This window comes from Cronbergia sp. UHCC 0137, from assembly GCF_034932285.1.
Taxonomy (GTDB): Bacteria; Cyanobacteriota; Cyanobacteriia; order Cyanobacteriales; family Nostocaceae; genus Cronbergia.
The window spans coordinates 97,043-121,976 of the sequence record NZ_JAYGHC010000014.1 but is presented as its reverse complement, the minus strand read 5'-3'; the positions used below and the strand labels follow the sequence as shown (position 1 = coordinate 121,976).

General features: G+C 39.1%; 23 protein-coding genes. 12 read left to right on the top strand and 11 right to left on the bottom strand.

Annotated features, from left to right (window positions below; all coding sequences use genetic code 11):
- Positions 1-3: 3 nt before the first annotated feature.
- Positions 4-225 carry a helix-turn-helix transcriptional regulator gene (locus VB711_RS09325; RefSeq protein ID WP_323285626.1) on the top strand — a complete coding sequence of 74 codons (222 nt, stop codon included), beginning with the start codon at positions 4-6 and terminating at the stop codon, positions 223-225.
- A gap of 110 nt (positions 226-335) precedes the next feature.
- Positions 336-797, top strand: a complete 462-nt coding sequence (locus VB711_RS09320; RefSeq protein WP_323285623.1) for a restriction endonuclease — start codon at positions 336-338, stop codon at positions 795-797.
- Positions 798-819: 22 nt separating this feature from the next.
- Here VB711_RS09320 and VB711_RS09315 read toward each other — a convergent pair whose 3' ends face one another.
- From VB711_RS09315 to VB711_RS09300, 4 genes are all read right to left on the bottom strand, one after another.
- Positions 820-2,181, bottom strand: a complete 1,362-nt coding sequence (locus VB711_RS09315) for a DNA methylase (RefSeq protein WP_323285622.1) — start codon at positions 2,179-2,181, stop codon at positions 820-822.
- A 136-nt stretch (positions 2,182-2,317) separates the two neighbouring features.
- Positions 2,318-2,647: a ribulose bisphosphate carboxylase small subunit gene (locus VB711_RS09310; protein WP_323285621.1), complete on the bottom strand. Its 330-nt coding sequence runs from the start codon at positions 2,645-2,647 to the stop codon at positions 2,318-2,320.
- Positions 2,648-2,700: 53 nt separating this feature from the next.
- Positions 2,701-3,108, bottom strand: coding sequence for a RuBisCO chaperone RbcX (rcbX, locus tag VB711_RS09305; RefSeq protein WP_323285619.1), 408 nt, complete (start codon positions 3,106-3,108; stop codon positions 2,701-2,703).
- Between the two features lie 93 nt (positions 3,109-3,201).
- Positions 3,202-4,632, bottom strand: a complete 1,431-nt coding sequence (locus VB711_RS09300) for a form I ribulose bisphosphate carboxylase large subunit (protein WP_323285618.1) — start codon at positions 4,630-4,632, stop codon at positions 3,202-3,204.
- A 706-nt stretch (positions 4,633-5,338) separates the two neighbouring features.
- Between VB711_RS09300 and VB711_RS09295 the strand changes: the two genes are divergently transcribed.
- The 4 genes from VB711_RS09295 (at position 5,339) to VB711_RS09280 (ending at position 8,496) form a co-directional block, all read left to right on the top strand.
- Positions 5,339-6,406 carry a ligand-binding sensor domain-containing protein gene (locus VB711_RS09295; protein WP_323285617.1) on the top strand — a complete coding sequence of 356 codons (1,068 nt, stop codon included), beginning with the start codon at positions 5,339-5,341 and terminating at the stop codon, positions 6,404-6,406.
- A gap of 153 nt (positions 6,407-6,559) precedes the next feature.
- A complete protein-coding gene (gene panB, locus VB711_RS09290) occupies positions 6,560-7,333 on the top strand; it encodes a 3-methyl-2-oxobutanoate hydroxymethyltransferase (protein ID WP_323285616.1) in 774 nt (257 codons plus the stop codon).
- Positions 7,334-7,360: 27 nt separating this feature from the next.
- Positions 7,361-8,059, top strand: coding sequence for a Uma2 family endonuclease (locus VB711_RS09285; protein WP_323285615.1), 699 nt, complete (start codon positions 7,361-7,363; stop codon positions 8,057-8,059).
- 17 nt (positions 8,060-8,076) lie between these two features.
- Entirely contained in the window at positions 8,077-8,496 is a 420-nt protein-coding gene (locus VB711_RS09280; RefSeq protein ID WP_323285614.1) for a hypothetical protein, read from the top strand.
- 150 nt (positions 8,497-8,646) lie between these two features.
- On the opposite strand, the gene VB711_RS09275 is transcribed toward VB711_RS09280, so the two are convergent.
- Positions 8,647-10,665 carry a glycoside hydrolase family 10 protein gene (locus VB711_RS09275; RefSeq protein WP_323285613.1) on the bottom strand — a complete coding sequence of 673 codons (2,019 nt, stop codon included), beginning with the start codon at positions 10,663-10,665 and terminating at the stop codon, positions 8,647-8,649.
- Between the two features lie 122 nt (positions 10,666-10,787).
- On the opposite strand from VB711_RS09275, the gene VB711_RS09270 reads away from it, so the two are divergent.
- Complete coding sequence (locus tag VB711_RS09270; RefSeq protein WP_323285611.1) at positions 10,788-11,234, top strand: hypothetical protein; 447 nt, start codon at positions 10,788-10,790, stop codon at positions 11,232-11,234.
- 55 nt (positions 11,235-11,289) lie between these two features.
- Here the strand turns inward: VB711_RS09270 and VB711_RS09265 are convergent, their stop codons facing one another.
- Entirely contained in the window at positions 11,290-12,219 is a 930-nt protein-coding gene (locus VB711_RS09265; RefSeq protein WP_323285610.1) for a sugar ABC transporter permease, read from the bottom strand.
- A 255-nt stretch (positions 12,220-12,474) separates the two neighbouring features.
- On the opposite strand from VB711_RS09265, the gene VB711_RS09260 reads away from it, so the two are divergent.
- Positions 12,475-12,789: a DUF760 domain-containing protein gene (locus VB711_RS09260; protein WP_323285609.1), complete on the top strand. Its 315-nt coding sequence runs from the start codon at positions 12,475-12,477 to the stop codon at positions 12,787-12,789.
- Between the two features lie 139 nt (positions 12,790-12,928).
- Here VB711_RS09260 and VB711_RS09255 read toward each other — a convergent pair whose 3' ends face one another.
- Positions 12,929-14,572, bottom strand: coding sequence for a lipoxygenase family protein (locus VB711_RS09255; RefSeq protein WP_323285608.1), 1,644 nt, complete (start codon positions 14,570-14,572; stop codon positions 12,929-12,931).
- Positions 14,573-15,103: 531 nt separating this feature from the next.
- Entirely contained in the window at positions 15,104-15,601 is a 498-nt protein-coding gene (locus VB711_RS09250) for a pentapeptide repeat-containing protein (RefSeq protein ID WP_323285607.1), read from the bottom strand.
- A 102-nt stretch (positions 15,602-15,703) separates the two neighbouring features.
- On the opposite strand from VB711_RS09250, the gene gcvT reads away from it, so the two are divergent.
- Entirely contained in the window at positions 15,704-16,828 is a 1,125-nt protein-coding gene (gene gcvT, locus VB711_RS09245) for a glycine cleavage system aminomethyltransferase GcvT (RefSeq protein WP_323285606.1), read from the top strand.
- An 81-nt stretch (positions 16,829-16,909) separates the two neighbouring features.
- Positions 16,910-17,299 carry a glycine cleavage system protein GcvH gene (gene gcvH, locus VB711_RS09240; RefSeq protein ID WP_323285605.1) on the top strand — a complete coding sequence of 130 codons (390 nt, stop codon included), beginning with the start codon at positions 16,910-16,912 and terminating at the stop codon, positions 17,297-17,299.
- A gap of 437 nt (positions 17,300-17,736) precedes the next feature.
- Here gcvH and VB711_RS09235 read toward each other — a convergent pair whose 3' ends face one another.
- Together VB711_RS09235 and VB711_RS09230 are read right to left on the bottom strand one after the other, a co-directional pair.
- Positions 17,737-18,477 carry a retron system putative HNH endonuclease gene (locus tag VB711_RS09235; protein ID WP_323285604.1) on the bottom strand — a complete coding sequence of 247 codons (741 nt, stop codon included), beginning with the start codon at positions 18,475-18,477 and terminating at the stop codon, positions 17,737-17,739.
- On the bottom strand, positions 18,474-19,817 hold the full coding sequence (locus VB711_RS09230; RefSeq protein WP_323285602.1) for an AAA family ATPase: 1,344 nt from the start codon (positions 19,815-19,817) through the stop codon (positions 18,474-18,476). The genes VB711_RS09235 and VB711_RS09230 overlap by 4 nt, the downstream gene beginning before the upstream one ends.
- Before the next feature lie 408 nt (positions 19,818-20,225).
- On the opposite strand from VB711_RS09230, the gene VB711_RS09225 reads away from it, so the two are divergent.
- Complete coding sequence (locus VB711_RS09225; protein ID WP_323285601.1) at positions 20,226-22,085, top strand: phosphodiester glycosidase family protein; 1,860 nt, start codon at positions 20,226-20,228, stop codon at positions 22,083-22,085.
- Between the two features lie 125 nt (positions 22,086-22,210).
- Here the strand turns inward: VB711_RS09225 and VB711_RS09220 are convergent, their stop codons facing one another.
- Positions 22,211-22,927 carry a heme oxygenase (biliverdin-producing) gene (locus VB711_RS09220; RefSeq protein ID WP_323285600.1) on the bottom strand — a complete coding sequence of 239 codons (717 nt, stop codon included), beginning with the start codon at positions 22,925-22,927 and terminating at the stop codon, positions 22,211-22,213.
- A 362-nt stretch (positions 22,928-23,289) separates the two neighbouring features.
- Between VB711_RS09220 and glmM the strand changes: the two genes are divergently transcribed.
- Positions 23,290-24,765 carry a phosphoglucosamine mutase gene (gene glmM / locus VB711_RS09215; protein WP_323285599.1) on the top strand — a complete coding sequence of 492 codons (1,476 nt, stop codon included), beginning with the start codon at positions 23,290-23,292 and terminating at the stop codon, positions 24,763-24,765.
- The last annotated feature ends 169 nt before the right edge of the window (positions 24,766-24,934 follow it).

The following is a 24,934-nucleotide window of genomic DNA, read 5'->3' as shown; positions in this document are numbered from 1 at the left end:
TGTATGACCATTACTATACTGTTTGGTATAAACGTAAGAAGGTTGAGATTATCTCAGGGTTTATCCCAGGATGCTTTAGCAGATAAAGCTGGACTTCACCGTACCTATATTGGGGCAGTAGAAAGGGGTGAGCGAAATATAACATTGATTAATGCCGAGAAAATTGCAAATGCCCTTGGTATAAATTTATTAGATTGTCTCAAAAAATTAGAAGAAGATGTATAACCAAAATGAACTCTGATTTACAAAACTCACTCTCAATAATACTATCACAGTACCAAAACTCTTTTAGTAGTAAAGTTTATTCTGATGAAAATGATGAATCTGATATTTTAATGAATGTTTTTTCACTTACAGCAGAAACTAAGCGAGAAAACCGTCAATATTGGGGAAGAGAACTAGGAATGTGTTGGCAATTAATTGTTACTAAAATTTGTCAATACACTTGTCACAATTTCCAACCAGCTTTAAGAATTGATGATGATGAGCCATGCGACCTAATAGTAGATAAATATGCCATTGATACCAAATATCGCATAGGCTCTGGCGATTCTGGAACGTTGAAAAAATTCAAGACGTATGGTAATTTACTCACCAATAAAGGATATACTCCAACACTTTTAATTTTAAGAAATGATAACTTACCTGCGGCTATTAATGCCTGTAAAGGTGGAAATTGGCAGGTTTTAATAGGACAAGAAAGTATGGATTTTGTACACAAAATTTCCGGCGTTGATATTAAGACCTTTCTAGAAAGTAATGCCGGAAAATATACAATTAGTCGTGATATTATTTGATGAGTTTAAAATTTTATTGGAGTCAGGATTTTTGCATGACCACTATTGTATCGTGTTTGATAGTTCCAGCCCAATTAACATTTCTAGGAATATTCAACTTACGATTTTTTAATAATAGATGAAACCTAAAAACCTCTTGAAATCCTAACTTGGTAGCAAAATCATTTAATGAATCAGCTACAGGAATATCAACACCACAAATTTTACTAACATCTCCTACTGCAAAACAGTAATAACCACCAGATTTTAATTTATGATAACAACTATAAAAATGTTGCTGCATATTCATAAAATATTTATATACAACTCTTGCTCTTAATTGATTTTGTCCTTTACTAGCTTGATATTTATCTCCATTAAATATCTCTAGAATTAAGTTATCAAGAGTATGATTACCAGTTTTTCCGAGTTGTTTATATTCAGAACTAGGAATCCTTTCCGTACCAATTTCTTGAGAACTTAAATCCAGTCTTTCCTGATTATTTCTCACAAAATCTAACCAATGTAACTCAAATTTAGAAGCCCAAATATAATCAATTGCATTAATATAGGGAGGAGATGTCACAACACCATCACATAACCAATCTCCATCTAAATTACGGGCATCTTGTGAAGTTACCTCTTTACTACAAGTATCATCCCAATCAAACTGATACCATTCAGAAAGAGCTTCGATAATTTTATTAACATAAAATTGAAAATACTTAAATACATCCTGACGATTTCTTTGAGGTACTTCTTTAACATTTGAACGCTTGGCAGCTAATATCATGCCATCATTCATGTCAGAACATTTTCTCACAGTTGATGCAAAAGCTAGTAATAAAACTGTTTGGTAGGATGGTTTTGATAAAAATATTTTACTTTTAATAATTTCTAACCCTGCTTGTACTTCTTTTTGAAACCAAAAATCTTTATTACTAAAATCAACACTGTTAATTACAGTTTTTTCTATATTTGCTTCTGCAACTATTTTCTGAGATTCAGCTAAAATATCAATTAGTGGTAAACGAGTAGTTTTAACTTTACAAATTAATTGACTCAAAGGATTATTATCTGACCAAAAAACTTTTCTACCTACTTTTAATGCTTCAATAATGCTTGTTCCTGAACCTGCAAAAGGTTCAAGAATAACTGAATTTTGAGAAGTATATTTTTGTAAAAACCAAGCAGGAATCTCAGGAATTGTTTTTGCAGGTTGAAAACCTAGTGCATAAACTTTTAAAGGTGAATTTCTCTCAAGTGAAATATAAGATCCATTTGGTAAATCAAGGGGTATACTATGTTTAATTTGTATATAAGGTTCTACTCTCTGGTGATCTAGATCAGAGGATGTTTCTATTTGCCTGGTATGAGTAAAAAGTGATAATTGATTAACATTCATATACTTTATATAAATATGATTGCTACTTATAGTAGCTATTAACTGCCACTAAGTCAAGTTCGATGCTAAATAAAAAGAGAGATAGAAAACTCTACCTCCCCTATTTTTGGATAAATTATTTAAACCCAATCAACTTTTAGTATCTGTTAGGTTTGTGAACAATGAAGCTGAGAACTTGGCATTGCTTGATGTTGTCAAAACCTACAACACGGATATAGCAGGTAGGATATTGAGAACGGCAAGACTGAACTTCACCTAATACTTCTTGAGTAGATTTAGCACCGAATAAAGGCAACTTCCACATTGTCCAGAATAATTCGGTAGGCTCAGAAGTTTCGTTAAACTCAACTGCTGGAATGTAGCCTTGGCTCAGAATGTACTGAACTTGCTTGGCAATTTGAGCATCAGAGAGGGGGGGAAGATAAGAGAGGGTTTCGTAACGACGCTCTTTAGGTAAAGTTTGCATAGCTGTTGATAATTTGGGGTTATTTGTTATTTCTTTGTGAATAAGCCCCAGTCCTAATTGGTTAAATCATCCAAATCAGGATCAGAGACTTTTTGCCTTTCTGTTTCTGGGCTGGGAACTGATAAATTTAGTTGCGTGATCCTTTCTAAATGCTGGCGACGCTGCTCCATGTTGGCTTGCTGAATGCCAGTACGCACCATTTCCGGTAAGTATTCTGTCACCTCTACCGCTATGTGTTCCCTGACAGTCATAATCCGCAAAGCCAAATCTGACTTCTCTCGAAACAGTTCTTCAATATAGGCTTCCCCGTCCTGGACTTTACCAGCAGAAAAGTTTTGCAACCAATATGCCAAGGGAGGATTTGTTTCGCCTAACTGTGCCAATACTGTCCTCAGCGCCTGATAGGTTAGGTAGCTTTGGAGAGTCTTGGCGGTGTCTTTCGCAATTTGTTTTAGATCCATGCTTGACCCCAGCCCTCAAAAGTTAAGAATTATGAGTTATGAGTTATGAATTAATGTAACTCCTCACTCTTAACTCTTAACTCTTTACCCAGATCAGACGGTATCCATTGCTTCAAACTCGAACTTGATTTCTTTCCACAGTTCGCAAGCAACGGCTAATTCTGGAGACCACTTAGCAGCTTCACGGATAACGTCGTTACCTTCACGAGCCAAGTTACGTCCTTCGTTACGAGCTTGAACGCAAGCTTCTAAAGCTACGCGGTTAGCTGTTGCACCAGGAGCATTACCCCAGGGGTGTCCGAGTGTACCACCACCAAACTGTAGTACGGAGTCATCACCGAAGATTTCCAACAATGCGGGCATATGCCATACGTGGATACCACCGGAAGCAACTGCCATTACACCAGGCATAGAAGCCCAATCTTGGGTGAAGTAGATACCGCGAGACTTATCTTGTTCAACATAGTTTTCGCGTAGTAGGTCAACGAAGCCCATTGTGATGCCGCGTTCACCTTCCAATTTACCAACCACTGTACCGGTGTGAATGTGATCACCACCAGACATCCGCAAGGTTTTAGCCAATACGCGGAAGTGGATACCGTGGTTCTTTTGACGGTCAATAACTGCGTGCATAGCACGGTGAATGTGCAACAAAAGACCGTTCTTCCGACACCAGTGAGCCAAGGTGGTGTTAGCTGTGAAACCTGCGGTCAGGTAATCGTGCATGATGATGGGCATTTTGAGTTCTTTAGCGTACTCAGCCCGTTCCAACATTTGTTCACAGGTGGGGGCGGTAACGTTCAGGTAGTGACCCTTGATTTCGCCGGTTTCTGCTTGTGCTTTGTGGATTGCTTCTGCTACAAACAAGAAGCGATCGCGCCATCTTTGGAATGGTGCAGAGTTGATGTTTTCGTCGTCTTTGGTGAAGTCCAAACCACCGCGCAAACACTCGTATACAGCGCGGCCGTAGTTCTTAGCAGACAAGCCCAATTTAGGCTTAATGGTACAACCCAAGAGAGGACGACCATATTTGTTCAACTTGTCGCGTTCAACTTGGATACCGTGAGGGGGACCTTGGAAGGTCTTCAGGTAAGCAACAGGAATCCGCAAGTCTTCCAAACGTAGGGCGCGTAATGCTTTGAAACCAAATACGTTACCTACAATTGAGGTCAACATATTGGTTACAGAACCTTCCTCAAACAAATCTAGAGGATAAGCAACATAAGCAATGTATTGGTTATCTTCACCAGCAACTGGTTCGATATCGTAACAACGACCTTTGTAGCGATCTAGGTCTGTCAACAAGTCTGTCCATACAGTTGTCCAAGTACCTGTGGAAGACTCAGCAGCTACAGCAGCACCAGCTTCTTCTGGTGGAACTCCTGGCTGAGGAGTCATCCGAAATGCGGCAAGAATATCTGTATCTTTAGGTGTGTAATCGGGAGTGTAATAAGTTAGTCTGTAATCTTTAACCCCGGCCTGATACCCAGACTTAGCCTGAGTTTTTGTTTGAGCGTAAGACATATTTTCCTTCCAAGAAGTCTCTCGTTTTATTATCAAATCACGTTATGTGCAACTTCCCCACAAGGTTGCTCTTTCTGAATTTTTAAGTGCAATATAAGAAAAACTTATATTTTAGGGCTTGATCTGGTAAAGGGTAGCGGTTTTCTGTCAAAAAAACATCTGTCAGCTTACACACTATCTTCAAAACATGATCAATGGATTGCTTTTTTGACACCCTAATTCACCTGGAATTTTCAGGGGAACTAGGAGGCTTTACAGGCAGTCTGTGAATTTATCCTCTGAAATTCAGGCTATTTTAAGGGAGTAGGCTGACAAGCTCATACTCCCGCTTTTCTCTCAATTACTTACCCTTGTTGCCCAGATACTAGGCAAAGATATAGAAAGAAATTTCACTGACTGAGGTTTGACAGTAGGCTGAACCAAGGATAAAAAAATTGCACACCACGTAATTTGTAGCTTGTCTCACAATATATCAATAATTTCATAAGTTATTCTTTGAAAGTTTTTAACTGATTCATTTGAATTTCTTATTAAACAAAGTTTTAAACATTTTGTTAAGAGTAGTTTACAAATATTAATCTCTAGTGGTGTTTAAATGGTCATAAATTGTGTATTGAGAAAAAAAAGACTGCCGATGTTAAAAAAATACTAATTAAGGGAATACTGATGATAATTATTGGGTACTATCTCTAAAGGAAATACGACCGTGGCATTGTCTCATAAATATACTGCTTTATTAATTACCTCTATTTTTATGGGGTTGATAGTTCTACCAAGCACGGAAATCCCTGCAACTGCACAAAAAATAGTTGGTAATAATTCTACTTCTACTTACCCTGTTACTTCACCACTAAGACGAGTACAAACTTTATCTAATCTAGGGGGAGAGGAGGAAGTTGAAACCGATTATCGTGTTAGTAACTTGCTCACAGATTTTGCAGGTAATCTTTGGGTAGGTTCGTGGAGGGGTTTATCGCGTCTTGACCCGAATACTGGGAAGATTATTTCTCGCGTTAGTTTACCTAATATTACAATTGGGGCTTTAGCACAAGATAAAGTTGGTCGGTTATGGGTGGGCAATTATGAGGGTTTGACGCGAGTAGACCCACGTACCAATGAAATAACAGCCCAGAATTTCTTACTACCGTCTAAACGAGTGTTATCGTTGTTGATAGATAAGCGGGGTTATTTGTGGACAGGTACTGATAGTGGTTTAGCTTTAATTAGTCCTGACCAGGGGTTAATGATGACAACTCTCAAAAATCTGCCTGGGGTCAGCGCCAATGCTATGACTTTAGATGCTGAAGGTCAACTTTGGGTGGGAACTCTGGATGGTTTGGTGCGGGTCAATACTGCTAGTGCTTTGGTAATGAAGAAGATAAATAATTTACCAGGGGCAACGGTACAGAGTTTGGCGATTAGTCCTGAAGGTTTGATTTGGGCGGGAATGCCAAATAATTTGTTAGTGATTAATCCGAAGAATGGTATCATTTTACGATCTGTAACTCCTCTGCGTGGACGTAATGTGACATCGGTGCGGTTTGCTCAAGATGGTAGTGTGTGGGTTGGGACTACTAATGGTTTGTTAAGATTAAATCCACATACGGGGGCAGTGTTAGACCAAGTTGCGGGACTTCCTTCTAGTCGAGTATTAACCCTTGCACCTGATACTGGCAATAAGTTATGGGTGGGAACTAGCGAAGGTCTGGCTTGGGTCATGCCTACAATGGATACAGCTACACCTCATTTGGCTTTTGGTCGGGGAGTGGAGTAGGAGGAAGCACTTCTCTTCGAGACGCTTCGCGGTAAGCGTCAGCTATGCCGTTAGGCTTTACGGCTACGCTCAGTGACCGGGGGCAGGGGGCAGGGGAGGAATAAATCTTTTATTACCAATTACCAATTACCAATCACCAATCACCCAATATCTATGCCAGTTACTACGCAGCAATTAATTCAATGGAAACAACAGGGACGGACAATTGTGGCGTTGACTGCTTGGGATTGTGCGATCGCTCAAATTCTCGACTCGGCTGGTGTAGACTTAATCCTAGTGGGTGACTCTTTGGCGGTAGTTCTGGGATACGAAACCACACTGCCCATTACTTTAGAGGAAATGATCCACCATGCTAAAGCCGTGCGTCGTGGTGTAAAACGGGCTTTAGTCGTTGTCGATTTACCATTTTTGACCTATCAAGAAAGTCTCCCACAAGCTATGCACTCGGCCGGAAGGGTGTTGAAGGAAACAGGGGCGCAAGCGGTAAAATTAGAGGGTGGCTATCCGGCAATGGTGGAAACTGTACACAGATTAGTACAAGCTGGGATTCCGGTCATGGGTCATGTTGGATTAACACCACAATCAATACATCAACTTGGTTTGCGACAACAGGGTAAAAATCAGGAAGCGGGGGAGAGAATTTTTCAGGAAGCTATTGCTTTAGAACAAGCTGGGGTATTTTCGTTAGTATTAGAACATATACCCGCCAATTTAGCTTTACAAATCACTGAAAAGCTGAGGATTCCTACTATTGGTATTGGTGCTAGTGCAAACTGTGACGGACAAGTTTTAGTGACTTCTGATGTTTTAGGACTTTCGGAAAAACAGCCGCCATTTGCTAAGGTTTATACAAATTTACGAGAACACATTACCAAAGCTGTAGAAATGTATTCAGAAGAAGTAAAAGATCGTCGGTTTCCATCATAGTACAATACAACTTGATTTAAAATTACTATGACTATTACACCTAAAGCACCACCAACTACTTTACCAGACCATACCCAGTTACCAGAATCCAACGGTAATTTTGTGAAGAACTTTCAAGAACATCCCCAAAGTATTCTTTTAACAGATTCAATTCAACCTGTATTACAACGACTTCATCCAGAAAATAATTACTGTATTGGTCAAGATTCTGGCATTTATTGGCGACTCACAGATCCACCAGAAAAGGGTGCAGAAGCACCAGATTGGTTTTATGTGCCTAATGTTCCACCTGCTTTAGATGGAGAAATGCGGCGTTCTTATGTATTATGGCAGGAAATAATTCCCCCATTAATTGTTTTAGAATTTGTTTCTGGTAATGGTGCAGAAGAAAGAGATAAAACACCTTGGAAAGGGAAATTTTGGGTTTATGAAAAAGTAATTCGACCTGCGTTTTATGGTATTTACGAAGTCAAACATAGTCGGGTAGAAGTCTATCACTTGATAGAAGATCACTATGAATTAATTTCAGAAAATCAACGGGGACATTATCCGATACATTCCCTGGGTGTTGAATTGGGTATTTGGCAAGGTTTTTATCAGAATATAGAATTACCTTGGTTGCGTTGGTGGGATGAAAAAGGTAATTTATTATTAACTGGCCATGAAAAAGCTGAAGTATTAGCGGCTAAATTACGGGAGTTAGGTGTTGATCCTGAATTATTGTAACACTATTTTTAACGGTGATGGATAAACCAATTATTTGGGTGCATGGGGACTGTTTGAGTCCTAATAACCCTGCATTAAAAAAGTATCCCGGTGTTCCAGCAATTTGGGTTTGGGATGATGCTTTAATAGAAGAATGGCAACTTAGTCTCAAACGCCTAACTTTTATTTATGAATGTTTGCTAGAGTTACCTGTTGAAATTCGTCGTGGTGATTTGACACAAGAAATTTTAGCATTTGTCCAAGAAAATAATGCTAATTTGGTTGTTACGGTCAATAGTCCTAGTCCTCGATTTGATGATATTTGCCAGAAAGTTCAAGCTGTTTTCAAGTTGGAAGTGCTGGAGGTAGAACCGTTTTTTGATTATGATGGATATATTGATTTGAAGCGGTTCTCCCGTTATTGGAAAATAGCTGAAAAGTATGTTTTTGAGATGTAGGGGGAAATTGTCTGAATCAGGATTTCCAGGATTTAAGGATTTACAGGAAATTGTCTGAATCAGGATATCCAGGATTTAAGGATTTACAGGATGAAATGTTGGATTTTATCACCAATTCCCAATTCCCAATTCCCAATTCCCAATTCCCAACTATACAGTAATAACTGTACCTAAACTTTCATTTCCTAACCTATCTACAGCACACACTGCGTAGATTCCCGGTGAAACGGTGGCAAAGGTTGTACCAGCCGATAAAATTCGCTGAATTGTCCAAGTAGCATCAATTTGACGATATAATGTCCAGGAACGGACGGGTTGATTATCACTTGGTTGCCAATTTAGTCTACCATTTTGGAATGTTAATTCTTTGGGGGGAGATGGAGGTGTGGTATTTTGCCAGGCCATGATGGGAGCGATCGCTGGTTTGGTGTAAGATGAATTTTTAAACTGGTCAGCTATGCCTTGACGATTTTCTTTGATGGCACTCATACTAAAAAAGATATTCCCCAAAGACAACTTTGCTGCGGAATTACGGCTAATTTGAATTTGCTTGGCTATCTCTTCATTCTTCCAGGCTTTACCGTCCAATTGTCCCACGTTGTTACCGGCGTAAATGTGTCGCTGTTTAGGGTTAACCTCTGTCCACCATTTTAACAAGGCTTCATAACCCTGTTTGGTTTGGTCGGTACGCCAATACAGTTGGGGTGCTATATAATCTACCCAAGCTTCTTCTAACCATTTTTTAGCGTCAGCATACAACACACTGTAGGCATCTAACCCAACAATACCTGCTGGTTGTCCAGGACGGTAAATACCAAAGGGACTAATTCCAAATTTAACATGAGGTTTGGTGGCTTTAATTCCTTGGGATAAACGCAAGACCATTTGATTAACGTTTTCCCGTCGCCAGTCGTCTAACCCTAGTTTACCACCACTGGCTTTGTAAGCTGCATAACTTTTGTTATCTGGGAAAGATTTACCGGAAATAGGATAGGGATAAAAATAGTCGTCTAGGTGAATAGCATCAATATTATAACGTCGCACCACATCAATTATTACATTATAAGCCCTGTCTTGGACAATTTTTTCTCCTGGGTCCATCCATAGTTGTGTACCCCATTCATGGACGACTCCGGGGTTGGTGACAGCGATATGGGGGTGGACTGCGGTAGTTTTGATGTTAGTTTTGGCGCGATAGGGGTTGAACCAGGCATGAAGTTCGATATTATGTTTGTGACATTCAGCGATCGCAAACTCCAAAGGATCATAAAATGGTTCTGGTGCTTTACCTTGTTTTCCAGTTATCCAAGCACTCCAAGGTTCTAATGGGGAAGAATAAAGTGCATCTCCTTCTGGTCGTACTTGCAAAATTAAGGCGTTGAAGTTCAAAGATTGCAACTGTTTAATTATAGCTGTCAGTTCTGCTTTTTGTTGGTCAACGGGAAGCCCTGCTTTTGATGGCCAATTACTATTCCAGACGGTTGTTACCCAAGCACCCCGAAATTCTCGACGATGACTAACTTTAACAGTATTTGCGGGTGTGGGTGTAGGGGTGATATTTGGGGGAACTATGATGTAGTTGGAGGCGATTTTTTCAGCTTTCCCTAAGTATACCAAAGCCTGATAGACCATGACTGCCACATCTGCACGGGTAGCGGCTATTTTCGGGTTTAATAATTTAATATTAGCATAACTAACTACCCAACCGATACGAGTAGCGATCGCTGTCTGATTTTGGGCATAATTAGGAATTAAGACGGCATCTTGATAAATTTGGGGTAATCGGGTCAATAGGTCAGGCTGGACTTTAGTAGCGACTTCCAAACCGTTGACCATTGCCACTAAGACATCACATCTAGAAATTTTATCATTGGGGCGAAAGGTTTTATCAGGATAGCCGACAATAAATCCGGTTTCATAAACTTTTTCAATTGCACTTTTTGCCCAGTGGTCATTGGGAACATCGACAAAAGGCACATAATCTCTTTTTTGGGACGGTATAAATACTGCGGCAATTATGGCAGCAAATTCAGCACGACTGACAGAGTTATCTGGGCGAAAAGTCTTGTCAGGGTAGCCGTTGACAATACGACGCTCGGCTAAGGCTTGAATAAATAAACTAGCCCAGTGATTTTTTATATCGGGAAATTGGATAAAATTTGATACCATGTTAACAAAGTTAGAAAATAAGCATATTGACTAAATTAACATAACGTAGGCGATCGCACTTTATTTGAGCTTGTAAGTTAGTAAAATCAAATTATAGGTTACATCGGAATTATATACCAACAGTGCAGAAACGTCTTTTTCTCTATATTTTATTTACCTTTGCATTAATTAGCACTCTTAGCTTTTCTAATATCTGGGAGCAAATTCCCACCTATCCTTGTCACAAATCGGCGTTTATTACGACTAAAAGCCCAAAAATCTACATTTATCCTGAAAAAGTTTTAATTCGCCCCTGGTTGGGACAACATCATGTTTATGGTATATTTATGCTACCAATAGGTTATTCACACGACCAGTTGATGACTGTTAATATACCAGGTACAAGCAAACAGTTTTGCGGAAATATACTTGAATTTGGTGAAACTTTAGACGGAATTAATGCCAAGCCAGGACATTACTTAGCTAAGGGATATTTACAAACTCGCACGGCTGTTAGGTTTATTATTCAAGGTAAAATTAAACATCTGCAACAACTAAAAAACTGGAGGTTGGGTTATGTAAAAGAATAGTAGAGACATTCCATGCAACGTCTCTACGTTATGGATAAAGGTTTTATTTGTTCCATTAAAGGTTGAAATTTTGATCATCTTGTTGATTAACAACTAATCGCAAAACAGATAAACCCAAAATAATTAAAAATAGCACTAATCCAATTGTACAAGCATAACTAATTTCTAAATTACTAAAAGCTTGTTCATACAAATAGTAAACAATTGTTTTAGAACTATTGAGTGGACCTCCTTGCGTCATGATGTAGACTTCTTCAAAAACTTTAGTGGCTGAAATAGCAGAAATAACTGCAACTAAAGCCAAATAAGGCTGCATTAAAGGTATGGTAATATCCCAATGTTTACGAATACCATCTGAACCATCAATTGCTGCGGCTTCGTAAACATCACCAGGAATAGATTGCAATCCTGCTAAATAAATTACCATATAATACCCTAGACCTTTCCAAATAGTCACAGCCATGACACTTGCAAGGGAAATAGGGATAATTCCTAATAGTTTGGCTGGACTTGTTAACCAGGGAATCCCTTCAGGAAAAATCCCCAATGTTTTAAGAAATTGATTGAGTAAACCGTTTTCTGCATACAACCATTTCCAAGCTATTCCTGCTACTACCATAGAAATTACCACCGGGCTATAATATGCAGACCTAAACCAATTTATCCCTCGCAGTTTTCGATTAACTAAAATTGCTAACCCTAATGGAGTAATTACTAAAATTGGTACGACACCAACAAGATAAAGAAAGGTGTTTTCTAAGGTTTTCCAAAAAACAGCATCTTTCCACAATTTAAGAAAGTTACCCATACCTATCCAGCGAGGAGATTCACCAATATCTTGATAGTTGGTGAAGCTGAGATAAAATGCTTGTAGTGCAGGCCAGAAGACAGTTAAACCTAAGATAATTAAAGCCGGTAGTAAAAATAAATATGGCGTTAGTCGTTGTTGAATAATAACCCAATTTTTGGGGGTTAACTGATTCATTGTTATTGTATTTATTATTTAGCGATCGCTCTATAATAACAGAAGTCGAGAACATGGCTACCTTGTCATTACTCAATTTTTTGTGTGGTTAAATAAAATACTTACGAACCGCAGAGACGCAGAGAGCGCGGAGTGAAGAAAGGATTTTTTGAGTCCTTATGTAGAGAAACCCCGCTTTTAAAATTCGGTTTCACCTACTTTGCTGCCAGGAATATTTTGATAAATTTATTAATAACTTAACCCAAACTACATATTATGAGTAATCTTTCTCCCCGTCAACCAGATGCTTTTACTTCTGAAGAAAATCAAGAGCAACTTTGGGAATATTTACAATCACTTCAGCCAGAAATAGTTGCTAAATTATCTAAACCTAATTCTCCTGAAGTGTTACAATTAATTCACAAGACCATCGTTACTATGTTAGGGAATCTACCCAATGATAGCTATAGTAACGTCATTACTACTAGCCGTGAAGAACTAGGAAAACTTTTAGGTTCTGCTATGGTTGATGGGTATTTTTTGCGTAATGTCGAACAGCGATTACAAATGGAAAATTTTTTCCAATTATAGCAGGGAACAAGGAACAGGAAACAGGAAACTCTGTTAAGAATTGAAAGTTTCTTTGCGTCTAGGTTTGATCATTTGTTGATATCCTAAACGCCTTAGCGGTTGCTATAACAGATTTCCTGAAACCTGCCTGATGCCAAACTTAAATGCTGATACTGTTAAGAACTAACCTTGGTAGTAAATAATTGTAATCTATTAAGCGATGTTTATTGTTTAACTCAATTTTTCGCTCTACCATATTCAATTCTTGCTGAAATTTTTCTACAGCATTCTGAGCATCTTCGTCTGCAAATGGTTCATCGTAGTATCCCAATCTGTCATAACGATAGTCTGATAGTATGAATAGGGTTGAGAGTTGGGTACTGGTTGGTTTTGCTGGGGGTAAAAAGTCTATGAGGGCTTTACGGTCGGGAATAGAGCCATTTTCGACAATTGGTTGATAAAGTGCTAGGGGCATATTGGGAACAAATCCCATATATTCATATTGTGTGAAATTAACGGCAGAATGTTGTGGACCACAGATGAAAATGATGGTGGTAATAGTATCAACTAATTGTTCTAAAGTATTGATCTTTTCACTAACACCCTTAACTCTTCCTCCGTCTTCAGCTACTAATTCGCGCGCCCATGCTTGAAGTTCAAAGTCTTCTTGCAAGTCTTGAGGAGTCCTGTAGTAAAGCTCTAAATAGTTGGATACAAAATCGTGAATGGCTTTCCACAACAACATTCCATCGTCTCGATAGGGATAATGAGGTAAGTTTTCTACATTATCCATTCCCCGATTTTTGAGTTCATTAGGTAGAGCAAACTGATCTAAACTCCAATCTTTATAAGCATCAATGACAATTTGTAGGGATTCTTGCAGAGTACCAGCTAACAATTGATCAACTGCACCACCCCGATTAATCAATTGCTTGCGAGCTAAGTCGTTATTAGCCAACATAAACCGAAAATGGGGTTTTAGAAGCATTCTCAGGGGATGATTCTCAGCTAGTTGACGAGCGCTAACAATAGCAATAGGTTCCATCACTAAATGAGTTCGACAAAGATGAGTATTCATTTCATGATGATTACCATCTGCAACTTGAACACATAATTTGGCATAAAACCAGGTTAAAGGTTTATCAAAAGGTGTCAGTAGCGGGCTGGCTTTCCCTAATGTTGGATTAATTTGAATGGCGATTGGTACCAGTTGACCACGATCTTTAAAACCAGAACTGCGCCAACAGAAAAAGGCTATAGGTGCAGGTAGATACTTTTTACCTTTAGCATAAGTTCCACCTTGAATAAATGCCAGAGGTCGATAATCAGCGACATAGAGATTTCCTTGGGCTAGTTTTTCCCTCAAGTTGATAGAGTTACCAAACTTTTCTTGTAATTCTTGGATAGTAAATGCGAAATTAGCTGGCATTTCCCGCATTTGGCGTAAAACTAGAGGATTTACTCCACAGAGTCTTTGTTCAGCAAAGGAATCATCTGTTTCGTAGGTTTTCATTACATTAGGTTTAGGCAAAACTGGAAAAAAGTCTTCATAGTCTTGCAATTCGTCTAAAGGATCCCAAACACTATGGGTTTTGACAGCTAACATATTTATGGGTAGTTCTGCGGCTTCTAATACCCGTTCACCAATATACTTAGAAGAAAAATTCTCTATCAGGGGTACATTTTTGAGCATCACCATAGGAGGTAAGAAGTTGTAGTCAAATTCGTACTCGCTTTGGCTCTTTTTGAGGGAGGATTGGCGTTGTGTTGGGTTAGGGTCTTTTTGAGGCAGATATGGTTTCATAAGTGGTGATGTCAATTAATTTAACTTGCAATCTACTAAGCAACCGTTATGTACTGTGTACATGAGGACGGATGAAATTATGGTAAAGTATGTAACTTTGTTTCTCTGAAAATATTTAATTTTAATAAATCTTCAACGAGCAGGAGTTAGGAGAACAAGCCCTGGCGATTATAAATCACGGCTACACAAACAAAGTCCACCTGCGTGGACTGAAGAAAAACCACTTATTTTCAACCCACGGAGGTGGCCTTCCCTCCGGGAAGCCGCTACGCGCCATGCCTGTGTAGTTGCGGTTTCTAACCGCCGATTTAATGTTAACAGGACTTGTGTGTACACGGTAGGTCAGGAGTCAGGAGGTAGGAGTCAGAAGGCAGGAGGCAGAAGTCATGAGAAAAACTGGCTTTGTGTATAGGTTTCAATGATCTGCAATCTGTTGTAAGTAGGGGCGGGAAAACCCCACCCACAAAAAAATTTATTTTTTAGAACTCCGTAATTAGATAACTGGGGGTGTAAATTACTGGAGATGCTGTTCTACTTGCATCCTAATGATTCACGAGTATCTACACCAGTTTGAGAATTAACTCCAGTGGCTTCTACACAGAGTTTTTTAACTTCTGTCATATCTAATATGGCATTGGTGAAATCAGCGTCAGTCACATTAACGTGATCAAAAACTGTTCGCAACATCATAGCATTGGTAAAAACTGCATCGCTAAGATCAGTATCTTTGAATTTTGATAAATAAGCAATACCTTCACTAAAATCAACCCCATGTAGATTTGCTCCATCTAACAAAGCGCCGTTAAATACAACACCCCGTAAGTCAGCATTACTAAAGTTAGTATTTTGTAACTTGATATTGGTATACTCAGTTCCCACTAAACTTTGTCCAGAAAAATCCTGCTCTTGGAATTTGTCACCAGCAGAACGGGTAATGCTGGAAGAACTTGCTGCTTGGGCTGATAGAGGAAAGACAAACAAGGTGAGGACAGCGATCGCTAAAATAAAACTAGTCAGTACACGCTTCATAAATTCCTGCTTAACAAATCTCAACATTTCTATTATTCATGATCACGGGCTAACCATCCCTTAGTATAGATAGATGTTGAAGAGCGATCGCCTAAACTACCAGTGACTAATCAAGAAAATCTCACCCAAACTCCTCTGTATCAACAGAGTGTCAAACTCAAAGCCAGATTTACCAGCTTTGGTGGTTGGGAAATGCCTGTGCAATATAGAGGTATCACCGAAGAACATCAAGCCGTCAGAAAAGCCGCAGGGATGTTCGATATTTCCCACATGGGCAAATTCACCCTCCAAGGTAAAAACCTCATTGACCAACTTCAAAATTTAGTTCCCTCAGACCTAAATCGTCTCCAACCAGGACAAGCCCAATATACAGTCTTATTAAATCCCCAAGGCGGAATCATTGACGACATCATTATTTACTATCAAGGCACAGATAGCACTGGCATCCAAAGGGCAGTCATTATAGTCAATGCCGCCACCACCGATAAAGATAAAGCCTGGATTATACCACATTTAGACCTAAATTCTCTACAGTTCCAAGATATTTCTGCAAATCAAGTCTTAATCGCTGTTCAAGGAAAAAAAGCTGCCAACCATCTCCAAACCTTAGTATCATCAGACCTAACACCAATACCAGCCTTCGGTCATTTAGAAACAACCATACTAGGTCAACCAGCCTTCCTAGCCCGCACAGGTTACACTGGCGAAGATGGATTTGAAGTTATGGTAAATCCAGTAGTGGGGATAGAATTATGGAAACATCTTTATGATGCTGGTGTAATCCCCTGCGGACTCGGTGCAAGAGATACCCTCCGTCTAGAAGCAGCAATGGCACTTTATGGACAAGATATCGACGACACCACCACCCCCTTAGAAGCAGGTTTAAGTTGGTTAGTACATTTAGATAGCAAAGGCGATTTTATAGGACGTAAAGTGTTGGAACAACAAAAAGCTGAAGGTGTAAAACGACGACTTGTAGGTTTACAAACCCAAGGACGAAATATAGCCCGTCACGGCTACCCCGTTTTAGCCGCAGGTAAGGTTGTAGGTGAAATAACTAGCGGTACTCTCTCACCCACACTCGGTTATCCTATCGCTTTAGCCTACGTTCCCACCCAGTTAGCAAGCGTCAAACAACAGCTAGAAGTGGAAATTCGCGGCAAGGCCTACCCCGCAACAATTGTCAAACGTCCCTTTTATCGCTCAAAAAATCGTGTTACCAACTGAAAATCGTTGAGCTTTTAAGGAATAATGTTGTTTGGATTACTATTGGCGCAGAAAATTTTTTAACCTGCAAGAGGAAGTTTTATGTCTTTTGAATATCCCCAGGATTTGCGATATCTAGATTCCCATGAATATGTAAGATTAGATGGGGAAATTGCTACTATTGGCATTAGTGAATTTGCTGTAGATCAATTAGGTGATATCGTGTTTTTAGAATTGCCAGATGTTGGAGACGCGATTACCAAAGATGATCCTTTTGGTACAATTGAATCTGTTAAAGCCGTGGAAGAACTCAATTCTCCAGTCAGTGGTACGATTATAGAACGCAATGACGTATTAATTGACTCACCTGAACAAGTAGCTGATGATCCCTACCGAGAAGGATGGTTTATCAAGGTGCGTGTGAATGATCTTGGTGAAATTGATGATACATTAACAGCAGACGAATATCGCGCTTTGGTGGAAGGTGAGTAATTAAATCATAATTCACAAAAAAAGGGAACAGGGAACAGGGAAGAAACTGTAGTTCTGAGTTTAAACCTCAGTTAAAAAAAGATGTTTTTAAAAGATGACAAGCAGCGAAAAAAACAGTGTTATTATTTCAATCTCATCTTGAAAAACATGAGTTTCTTTTGTTCCTTGTTGCCCGTTAAGAGTTCCCTCTGAAAAAACTCAAAATGTAGGCTACACATTTACCAATGCCAAATTAGGTAGTAGTAATTTTAAAAAATGAGAATCTAAGTTAAACTACCAGTAACAAGCGAATCTCTAGTAAGCGTCACACCATTGCTATGGTAGATTAAGTTGATGCTAGGAAAAGACTGAAAATATATATAGTGTGATGATCGCTGATTGCAGTGAAGTATATGAACAGTGAAAATAGAAATAGCGCGTATTTATAATAAATGATATCATCCTGAATAATAAATATTGCTCAGATGTCTTTCTGCACCTGCACCTAAAATCCAGCGTATAGTTGTGAAAAACCGAGGCCAATTGGTTGTATCATCACCAAAATATTCTGCGGCAAGTTTCTCTTCTAAATCATTTATATCAATTGTTTCATCATCAAGCTCTTTAGTTATTTCTTCAATTACAACCAGTCTTTGATCCTTCAACCGTGGAACATTTAGTCCAAGGATTTCAATAGTAAATTGAGCAGATTCTACAGGGATACCAACCAACATACAGGCATTTTTATCAGGTCTAATTTCACCATCTTTACTGCTAAATTCAAATAAACGTAATGTTGGCAATTCAAGAGGATTTAATAACTGACCATCAGAGATATTATCCTTTTTTTTACCACAGCATGGTGAATTATGGGGTAGTTGTAAATTTTGCAAATCATCATCGTTTAATCCTCCTGGTGGAAGACAAATAGCCAACATATTTTGCCAGTCTAAATCATAATTTTTTTCTGGTGTTGATTGACCACGGGGAATAAAATGATCAACGGAACGATTTGTTTGATGAAGAGACATTTCACAATAGGCACAAAGTCCTTTTTGATCAGATGATAAAGTATTACGAACTGCATTAAATGTGTCTCGGTTACTTTTTAAATCACTCCATCTTTTAAACTGAGAAGAAAATCGAGTTTTATATTTTTTAAGTTCCTCTGGTTCGAGGGATTTAAGAACATTTTTCACACCGCACTCCTCCGCTCTAATCGACGGATTTGCATATCTGCTCTAGTCATATCTGGATCAACTGAATCCCAATCTTGTAGTTTTTCTTTTAGGCGTTTTGCTTCTTCTAATTGACCATTATCAATTGCTTCAAAAAGTTGTGTGAGTGTTTGTGATTCTTCTGTATCTGGTCTTAAATCACTTAAACCTAAAATATTTTTAACAATATCTGAACTTTTCCTCCCCTTGGTAGGTTCAGGACATTCCTTTATTTGGTAATCTTCTAATATCTTGACCTGATTTTGTTTTACAGTTGTCACAACTTCGGGACTGTGAGTAGTAGCAATAATTTGAGTGTTGGGAAATACTTTCTTTAAATCAGGAATAATCTTTTGTTGCCAAGTTGGATGCAAATGTAAATCTAATTCATCAATCATCAAAATTGCTTCTGCTGCTAACGGGTTTTCCATCTGTGGATTTGCCTGGGCTAAACGTCGAGCAAAGTCCATTACCAAAGCTAACATATTGCGATATCCCGCACTTAATTGACTTAATAAAAGTTCTCTTTTTTCTCCTGTTTCCATTGTCCATTCAACCATTAGCTTGGCAGATGTCGCTCCTGAAAAATATACGCGAGCATTGGGAGCTATAATAGCGGAAATAGCATTTCGCACTTGTTTTAAATCAGGAAATTCAAAATTTATATCTCTCTGATTTTTGCCCTGTCTCAACTCTTCAAACTCTCGCACAAAAAACCAGTGAGCTAAATTTTTAAAATCGGCTGTTGCATTAAAAGCATTATTTAACGCATCAAATCTATTAAAGTCTTTATTTGTAATGTTTTCAATATCAGTAATATTAGTTAAATTGCGATCGCCCTTGTAATAAGCTATCATAGAAATATTAGATGTTTGTTCATTATTTATGAGATCACATTTATTTACTAGTTCAGAATAAAGTTTTTTAATTCCTTCCTGTAAAGGTTCTTTCTTTCTTTTTACTCTTATTACTTCTTTTGCAAAAAAAGTTTCTTCCTCATTTTCAGTAGGTGGATTTTCATAGATCATTGTCCACTCTGGAAAATCCGTTGCTGATACGGTGAACTCTGCGGGATTCCTTCGTTCATTACCATTTTTTGGAACTGGCAAATCTCTTTGCAAAACAGGTGAAACTTCTTTCTCTTTACCCACAATTTTCTGAATTTCTACCACATAAGGATACATTGCAGCAGCGATCGCATCAAGTAATGCACTCTTACCTGAGCCATTATTACCAACGAAAATATTAATATCGGGATCTAAGTTAACTTCCAGATGCTCGAAGCAGCGAAAGTCTTTAATAATAACTCGTTTAATGTGCATTGGTTTATATTATCTACTTAATCTATTTATATCCAATTTTGTCTATTTTGTGCCAAAGAAACACTAAAAAAATGAGAATCTAAGTTAAACTACCAGTAACAAGCGAATCTCTAGTAAGCGTCACACCATTGCTATGGTAGATTAAGTTGATATAGCGTGATGATCGCTCATCGCAGTGAAGTATATGAATAGTGAAAATAAAAATAGCGCGATCGCACTTTTAGGCTAAATTAATGAAATTGAGGACAGCACTATGGGCAGTTCGGGAATGGAAACAAGAAGGGCGTGATCAAGGTCGTTAAGTGGGTGAAGCATTATGAGATTTCTCTAATGTTGCTGACTGGGAAGTTTGGTTGCCAATTCCAGAAAATTGAAGCAATATTTCCTTAACAATCATATCTAAACATAATGGTAAAAATCCCAATTCGCGATCGCCATCTCTATACTAACACTGTTGCATCATCAATTTTCTTAACTATCCTGTGCTTAGTTACTGCTTATATAACCCCTACCCCCAATTCCTCCGTCGAGGCCAATGATAGTTCATCTATACCTAGTTCTGGAAATCAAATTTCTCTTAATGGTCGTACTGTCACAGGGTTTTGGTTACAGCAAAGGGCAACTGGTAGAGAGGGGACAATTTATATCAGTGACGGTGTAGTAAGACAATTAATCGGGGTAGATTTTTTAAATAGTGACAATCCTGTTAAACAGCCAATAGAATGGTTTTCTGGTGATATTAAGTCTTTAAACGCCAATTTATTAGGAGGACATCGTTATCTAGATGTTAGTCAGTTTGCCCAAACAGCCGGATGGCAGATGCAAACTCAAGGTAATATTTTGGTAATTTCCACTCCTGGGACTAAAGTAACTAACATTCGTCAGGGTAAACAAACTTGGGGAGAAAGGGTGGTTCTTGATTTAGATCGTCCCACACCCTGGCAAGTTACACAAGGCCAAGTGATCAAAAAAGAATCGACACCACCAGATAGGGAATGGATAATAACCATCGATGGTACAATTGACCCGCTTTTACTCCAACGTTATCATCCTCAGCCATTACCATCAACCCCAGAACCACTAATTACAAAAGTGGAAATGGTGAAGAATCAAACCATTTTGCGTCTCAGTGTTCCCTTTGGTAAATCGGTAAGAGTTAGCACTATTGCCAATCCCCATCGTTTGGTGATTGATATTAGACCCGATGCTTTAGTAGAAAAGGATATTATTTGGGCAACAGGATTGCGTTGGCGACAGAATTTCGTTAATTTAGATACAGAAAAATTTCCGGTTGTTTGGTTAGAAGTTAATCCCAAGGCTTTTGGATTGACACTCAAACCGATCTTAGCCAACCCGGGAAATGCTGAAGGAACAGCACCTCTAATTCAAAAAGCCCAACGAGATTTAGCCGTAGCCGCAATTAATGGTGGTTACTTTAACCGTAATAACCGCCTACCATTGGGGGCAATTCGACGGGATAGTAATTGGCTATCAGGAGCAATTTTAAACCGAGGAGCGATCGCTTGGAACAATTCTGGTCAATTTTATTTTGGTCGTCTCACTGTCACTGAAACCTTAATTAGCAATAATAGCCAACCCCTACCCATCTTATTTGTCAACAGTGGTTATGTTCAAAATGGCATCGCCCGTTATACCTCCGAATGGGGTTCTACTTACACCCCTCTTACAGATAACGAAATCCTCCTCCTCGTCCAAAACGGCAAAATTTCCCATCAGTTTCCAGGAGGAAAAACGGGTACAAACCCTATTACCATTCCCCAAAATGGCTACCTTCTAGCCTTCCGGGGTAACGCTGTGAAAACATCTGCCAAATTGCCCATTGGTACAGATGTAAAAATTACCAGTGTTACTACTCCCAGTGAATTTAGCCGTTATCCCCACATTGTGGGAGCAGGACCGCTATTATTAGAAAATAGGCGAATAGTGCTTGATGCCAAAAGCGAAAAATTTAGCGATGCTTTTATTCGGGAAAAAGCCAGTCGTAGCAGTATTTGTACCACAAACACAGGTAGTTTGATCATTGCCGCTGTTCATAATCGTGTCGGTGGTGCTGGACCCTCTCTAGGGGAACAAGCCAAATTGATGCAAACAATGGGATGTATAAATGCCTTAAATTTAGATGGTGGCAGTTCCACAGGTCTTTACTTAGGAGGTCAGTTACTTGATCGTTCCCCTAGTACCGCAGGACGCATTCACAACGGCATTGGCATTTTCTTAAAACCAGCAAAATTAAACCAGCAAAATTAAACCAGCAAAATTAAAAACTTAGGGGTAACATCCCTCCGGTTGCTTTCATTTTCATTAATAAAAAAAGAAAACAATCACAGGGCTATTACCCCCAGATATTTTAAGCTAATACTACTCAAAAATGATTATTCAGCCGTAGCTAATTCAGTGCTACCCCTTGTACGTTTCCGTGTCAGGGCGTTGAATACCATGATACCGATCGCTTTAATCAAATTACCTTCTAATTCTTGGAACATCTTCATGTTGACACCAAAGGCTGCATTGGCTTCTTCGACAATGCGATCGCCTGTAGCCTCATCAATGGCCATTTCATCCAAATTTTGCCGATATTCTGCCTTAAATGCCTTCTCATCGGGAATATCTGCAAACTCATAAAAGGCAGTACCTTCACCTTCACCTAGTTTCATCGCAGTTTGGGCAATACCTTTGAGGATTTGTCCACCCGATAAATCACCTAGATAGCGGGTATAAGAATGAGCAATTAATAATTCTGGTTCCGTGGCAGAAATTTCCCGAATCCGGTTTACATAAGCTTCACCAGCAGAAGATAATTGGATTTGTTCCCGCCAGTTGTAGCCGTAGTAATAAGTTAAGTCTTGCTCTAAAGTATGTTTGCGATTAAGTTGGGGAAAGTAAATTTTGCCAACAATGGGGTGATTGCGGTGCTTTTCCATCTCCTCTTCCATCGCTGAGTAGATGAAATAAAAGTTAGCAACTAGTTTTCGGTAGGAGGTTTTCTCTACCACTCCCTTTAAAAAGCACTTGACAAAACCAACATTTTCTGCCATTGTGTGGGCTTTTTTTGTACCTACACGTAACTTGCTTGCTAAATTGCTGCTCATGTTAAATTTCTCAACTTTAAAAAGTTAACTGTCGAAGTTTTGATTTCAAACGGCTAAGAGATGCCATTAAAACGTTACATTAGACCTATTTGATGAGAATTTATATTAAAATTTTTTAAGTATGCAAAATTTTGTCATCCTGTACACAGCAAATATTGTTTCTCAATCAAGGATTTGGAGGATTAAAGCTGAAATCTAGAAAATCAAACTCATAATCCAGAGGGAACAGGGCAGGGTATAGAATTATTCTTTCCATTCTTTATTTTCATCCTCCTGACTCCTGCTATATTCAAGAATCGATCTTTGAGAATTGTTAAAGAAAGTGCTATTCTCCTGTGTGACTGTGTGGAGTGTTTAAAATTATGGTCTCATCAATAACTCGGACTCAAGGCCGAATTTCTGGGAGTTGTGCTTCCGATTCAGAAGGAACGGGAACAGCAATTAACAGTAGTTTGGCACTCAACCTCATCCCACTACCAACAAATCCGCTATTTGGTACAGATGGTATTCGTGGTAAAGTGGGAGAATTGCTGAATGCACCCTTAGCCTTGCAAGTGGGTTTTTGGGTGGGACTGGTTTTGCGTAGCCATGCGGCTCAAGTGGGGCCAGTTATTCTGGGACAAGATTCTAGAAATTCTAGTGATATGCTGGCAATGGCTTTGAGTGCTGGGTTAACAGCCGCAGGGTTAGAGGTTTGGTATTTAGGTTTATGTCCTACTCCCTGCGTATCTTATCTGGCTAGTAACAGTGATGCCATCGGTGGGGTGATGATTTCTGCCAGCCATAATCCACCAGAAGACAACGGAATTAAAGTTTTTGGTCGTGACGGTGCAAAGTTACCCCAAGTATTACAGGCGGAAATTGAGGCGGGACTGCGTGGTAAAATAGCTCCTACGGCGGTAAATAACTATGGAAGGCATTACTTGCGTCGAGAGCTAATAGGACGATATGGTGAGGCTTTGCAAACACCATTAAAAACTACGGCTGTTGATCTTAGGGGGATGAAGATTGTCCTGGATTTGGCTTGGGGGGCTGCGGTTGGGTTAGCACCAACAGTATTTACCGAAATGGGTGCGGAAATAATTTGTTTACATAACGAAGCGGATGGCGATCGCATTAATGTAAATTGCGGTTCTACCCACCTAGATATTTTACAAGCCGCAGTCAAAGAACACAACGCCGATATGGGTTTTGCCTTTGATGGTGATGCTGATCGGGTGTTAGCTGTGGATAATACAGGTAGAACTGTTAACGGTGATTATATTCTCTATCTTTGGGGTCGTTATCTGCAACAAAGGCAGCAATTACCTGAGAATTTGATTATTTCTACCGTCATGGCTAATCTAGGCTTTGAAAAAGCTTGGCAGCAACTAGGGGGTAAATTAACCCGTACAGCCGTCGGTGATCAATATGTACAGGCTGAAATGCTGAGGACTGGGGGAATGTTGGGGGGTGAACAATCCGGTCACATCCTCTGCCGTCATTATGGTATTACTGGAGATGGGTTATTAACAGCGTTGCATTTAGCCACTGTAGTTAAAGAAGCTGGTGTTTCCCTGGGTGAAATGGTAGAGCAAAGTTTTCAGACCTATCCGCAATTATTACATAATGTGCGAGTTGTAGATCGCGATCGCCGGTTAAACTGGAAAGATTGTCAACCTTTGCAATTAGCGATCGCTCAAGCCGAAGTTGCAATGGGTGATAGTGGTAGAATCTTAGTCCGTGCCTCTGGTACAGAACCCTTAATTCGCGTTATGGTAGAAGCTGCCGATGCTGAATTAGCTAATTATTGGACTCACGAATTAGTCTCACAAGTCCAAAAACATTTAATCCCATAATCTTAGTTTGTAGGGTGCGTCAGATACGATAAGTTTAGACAAAAACCACTAATTTTAAAGTTCTGACGCACCGCTAATAGATTTAACCAAGAGAATCATAAATAACATGGAAAACCAACGTTGCTGATTTGAGGTATGAAGATGATTTTCAATGATCTCAAAACCGTAG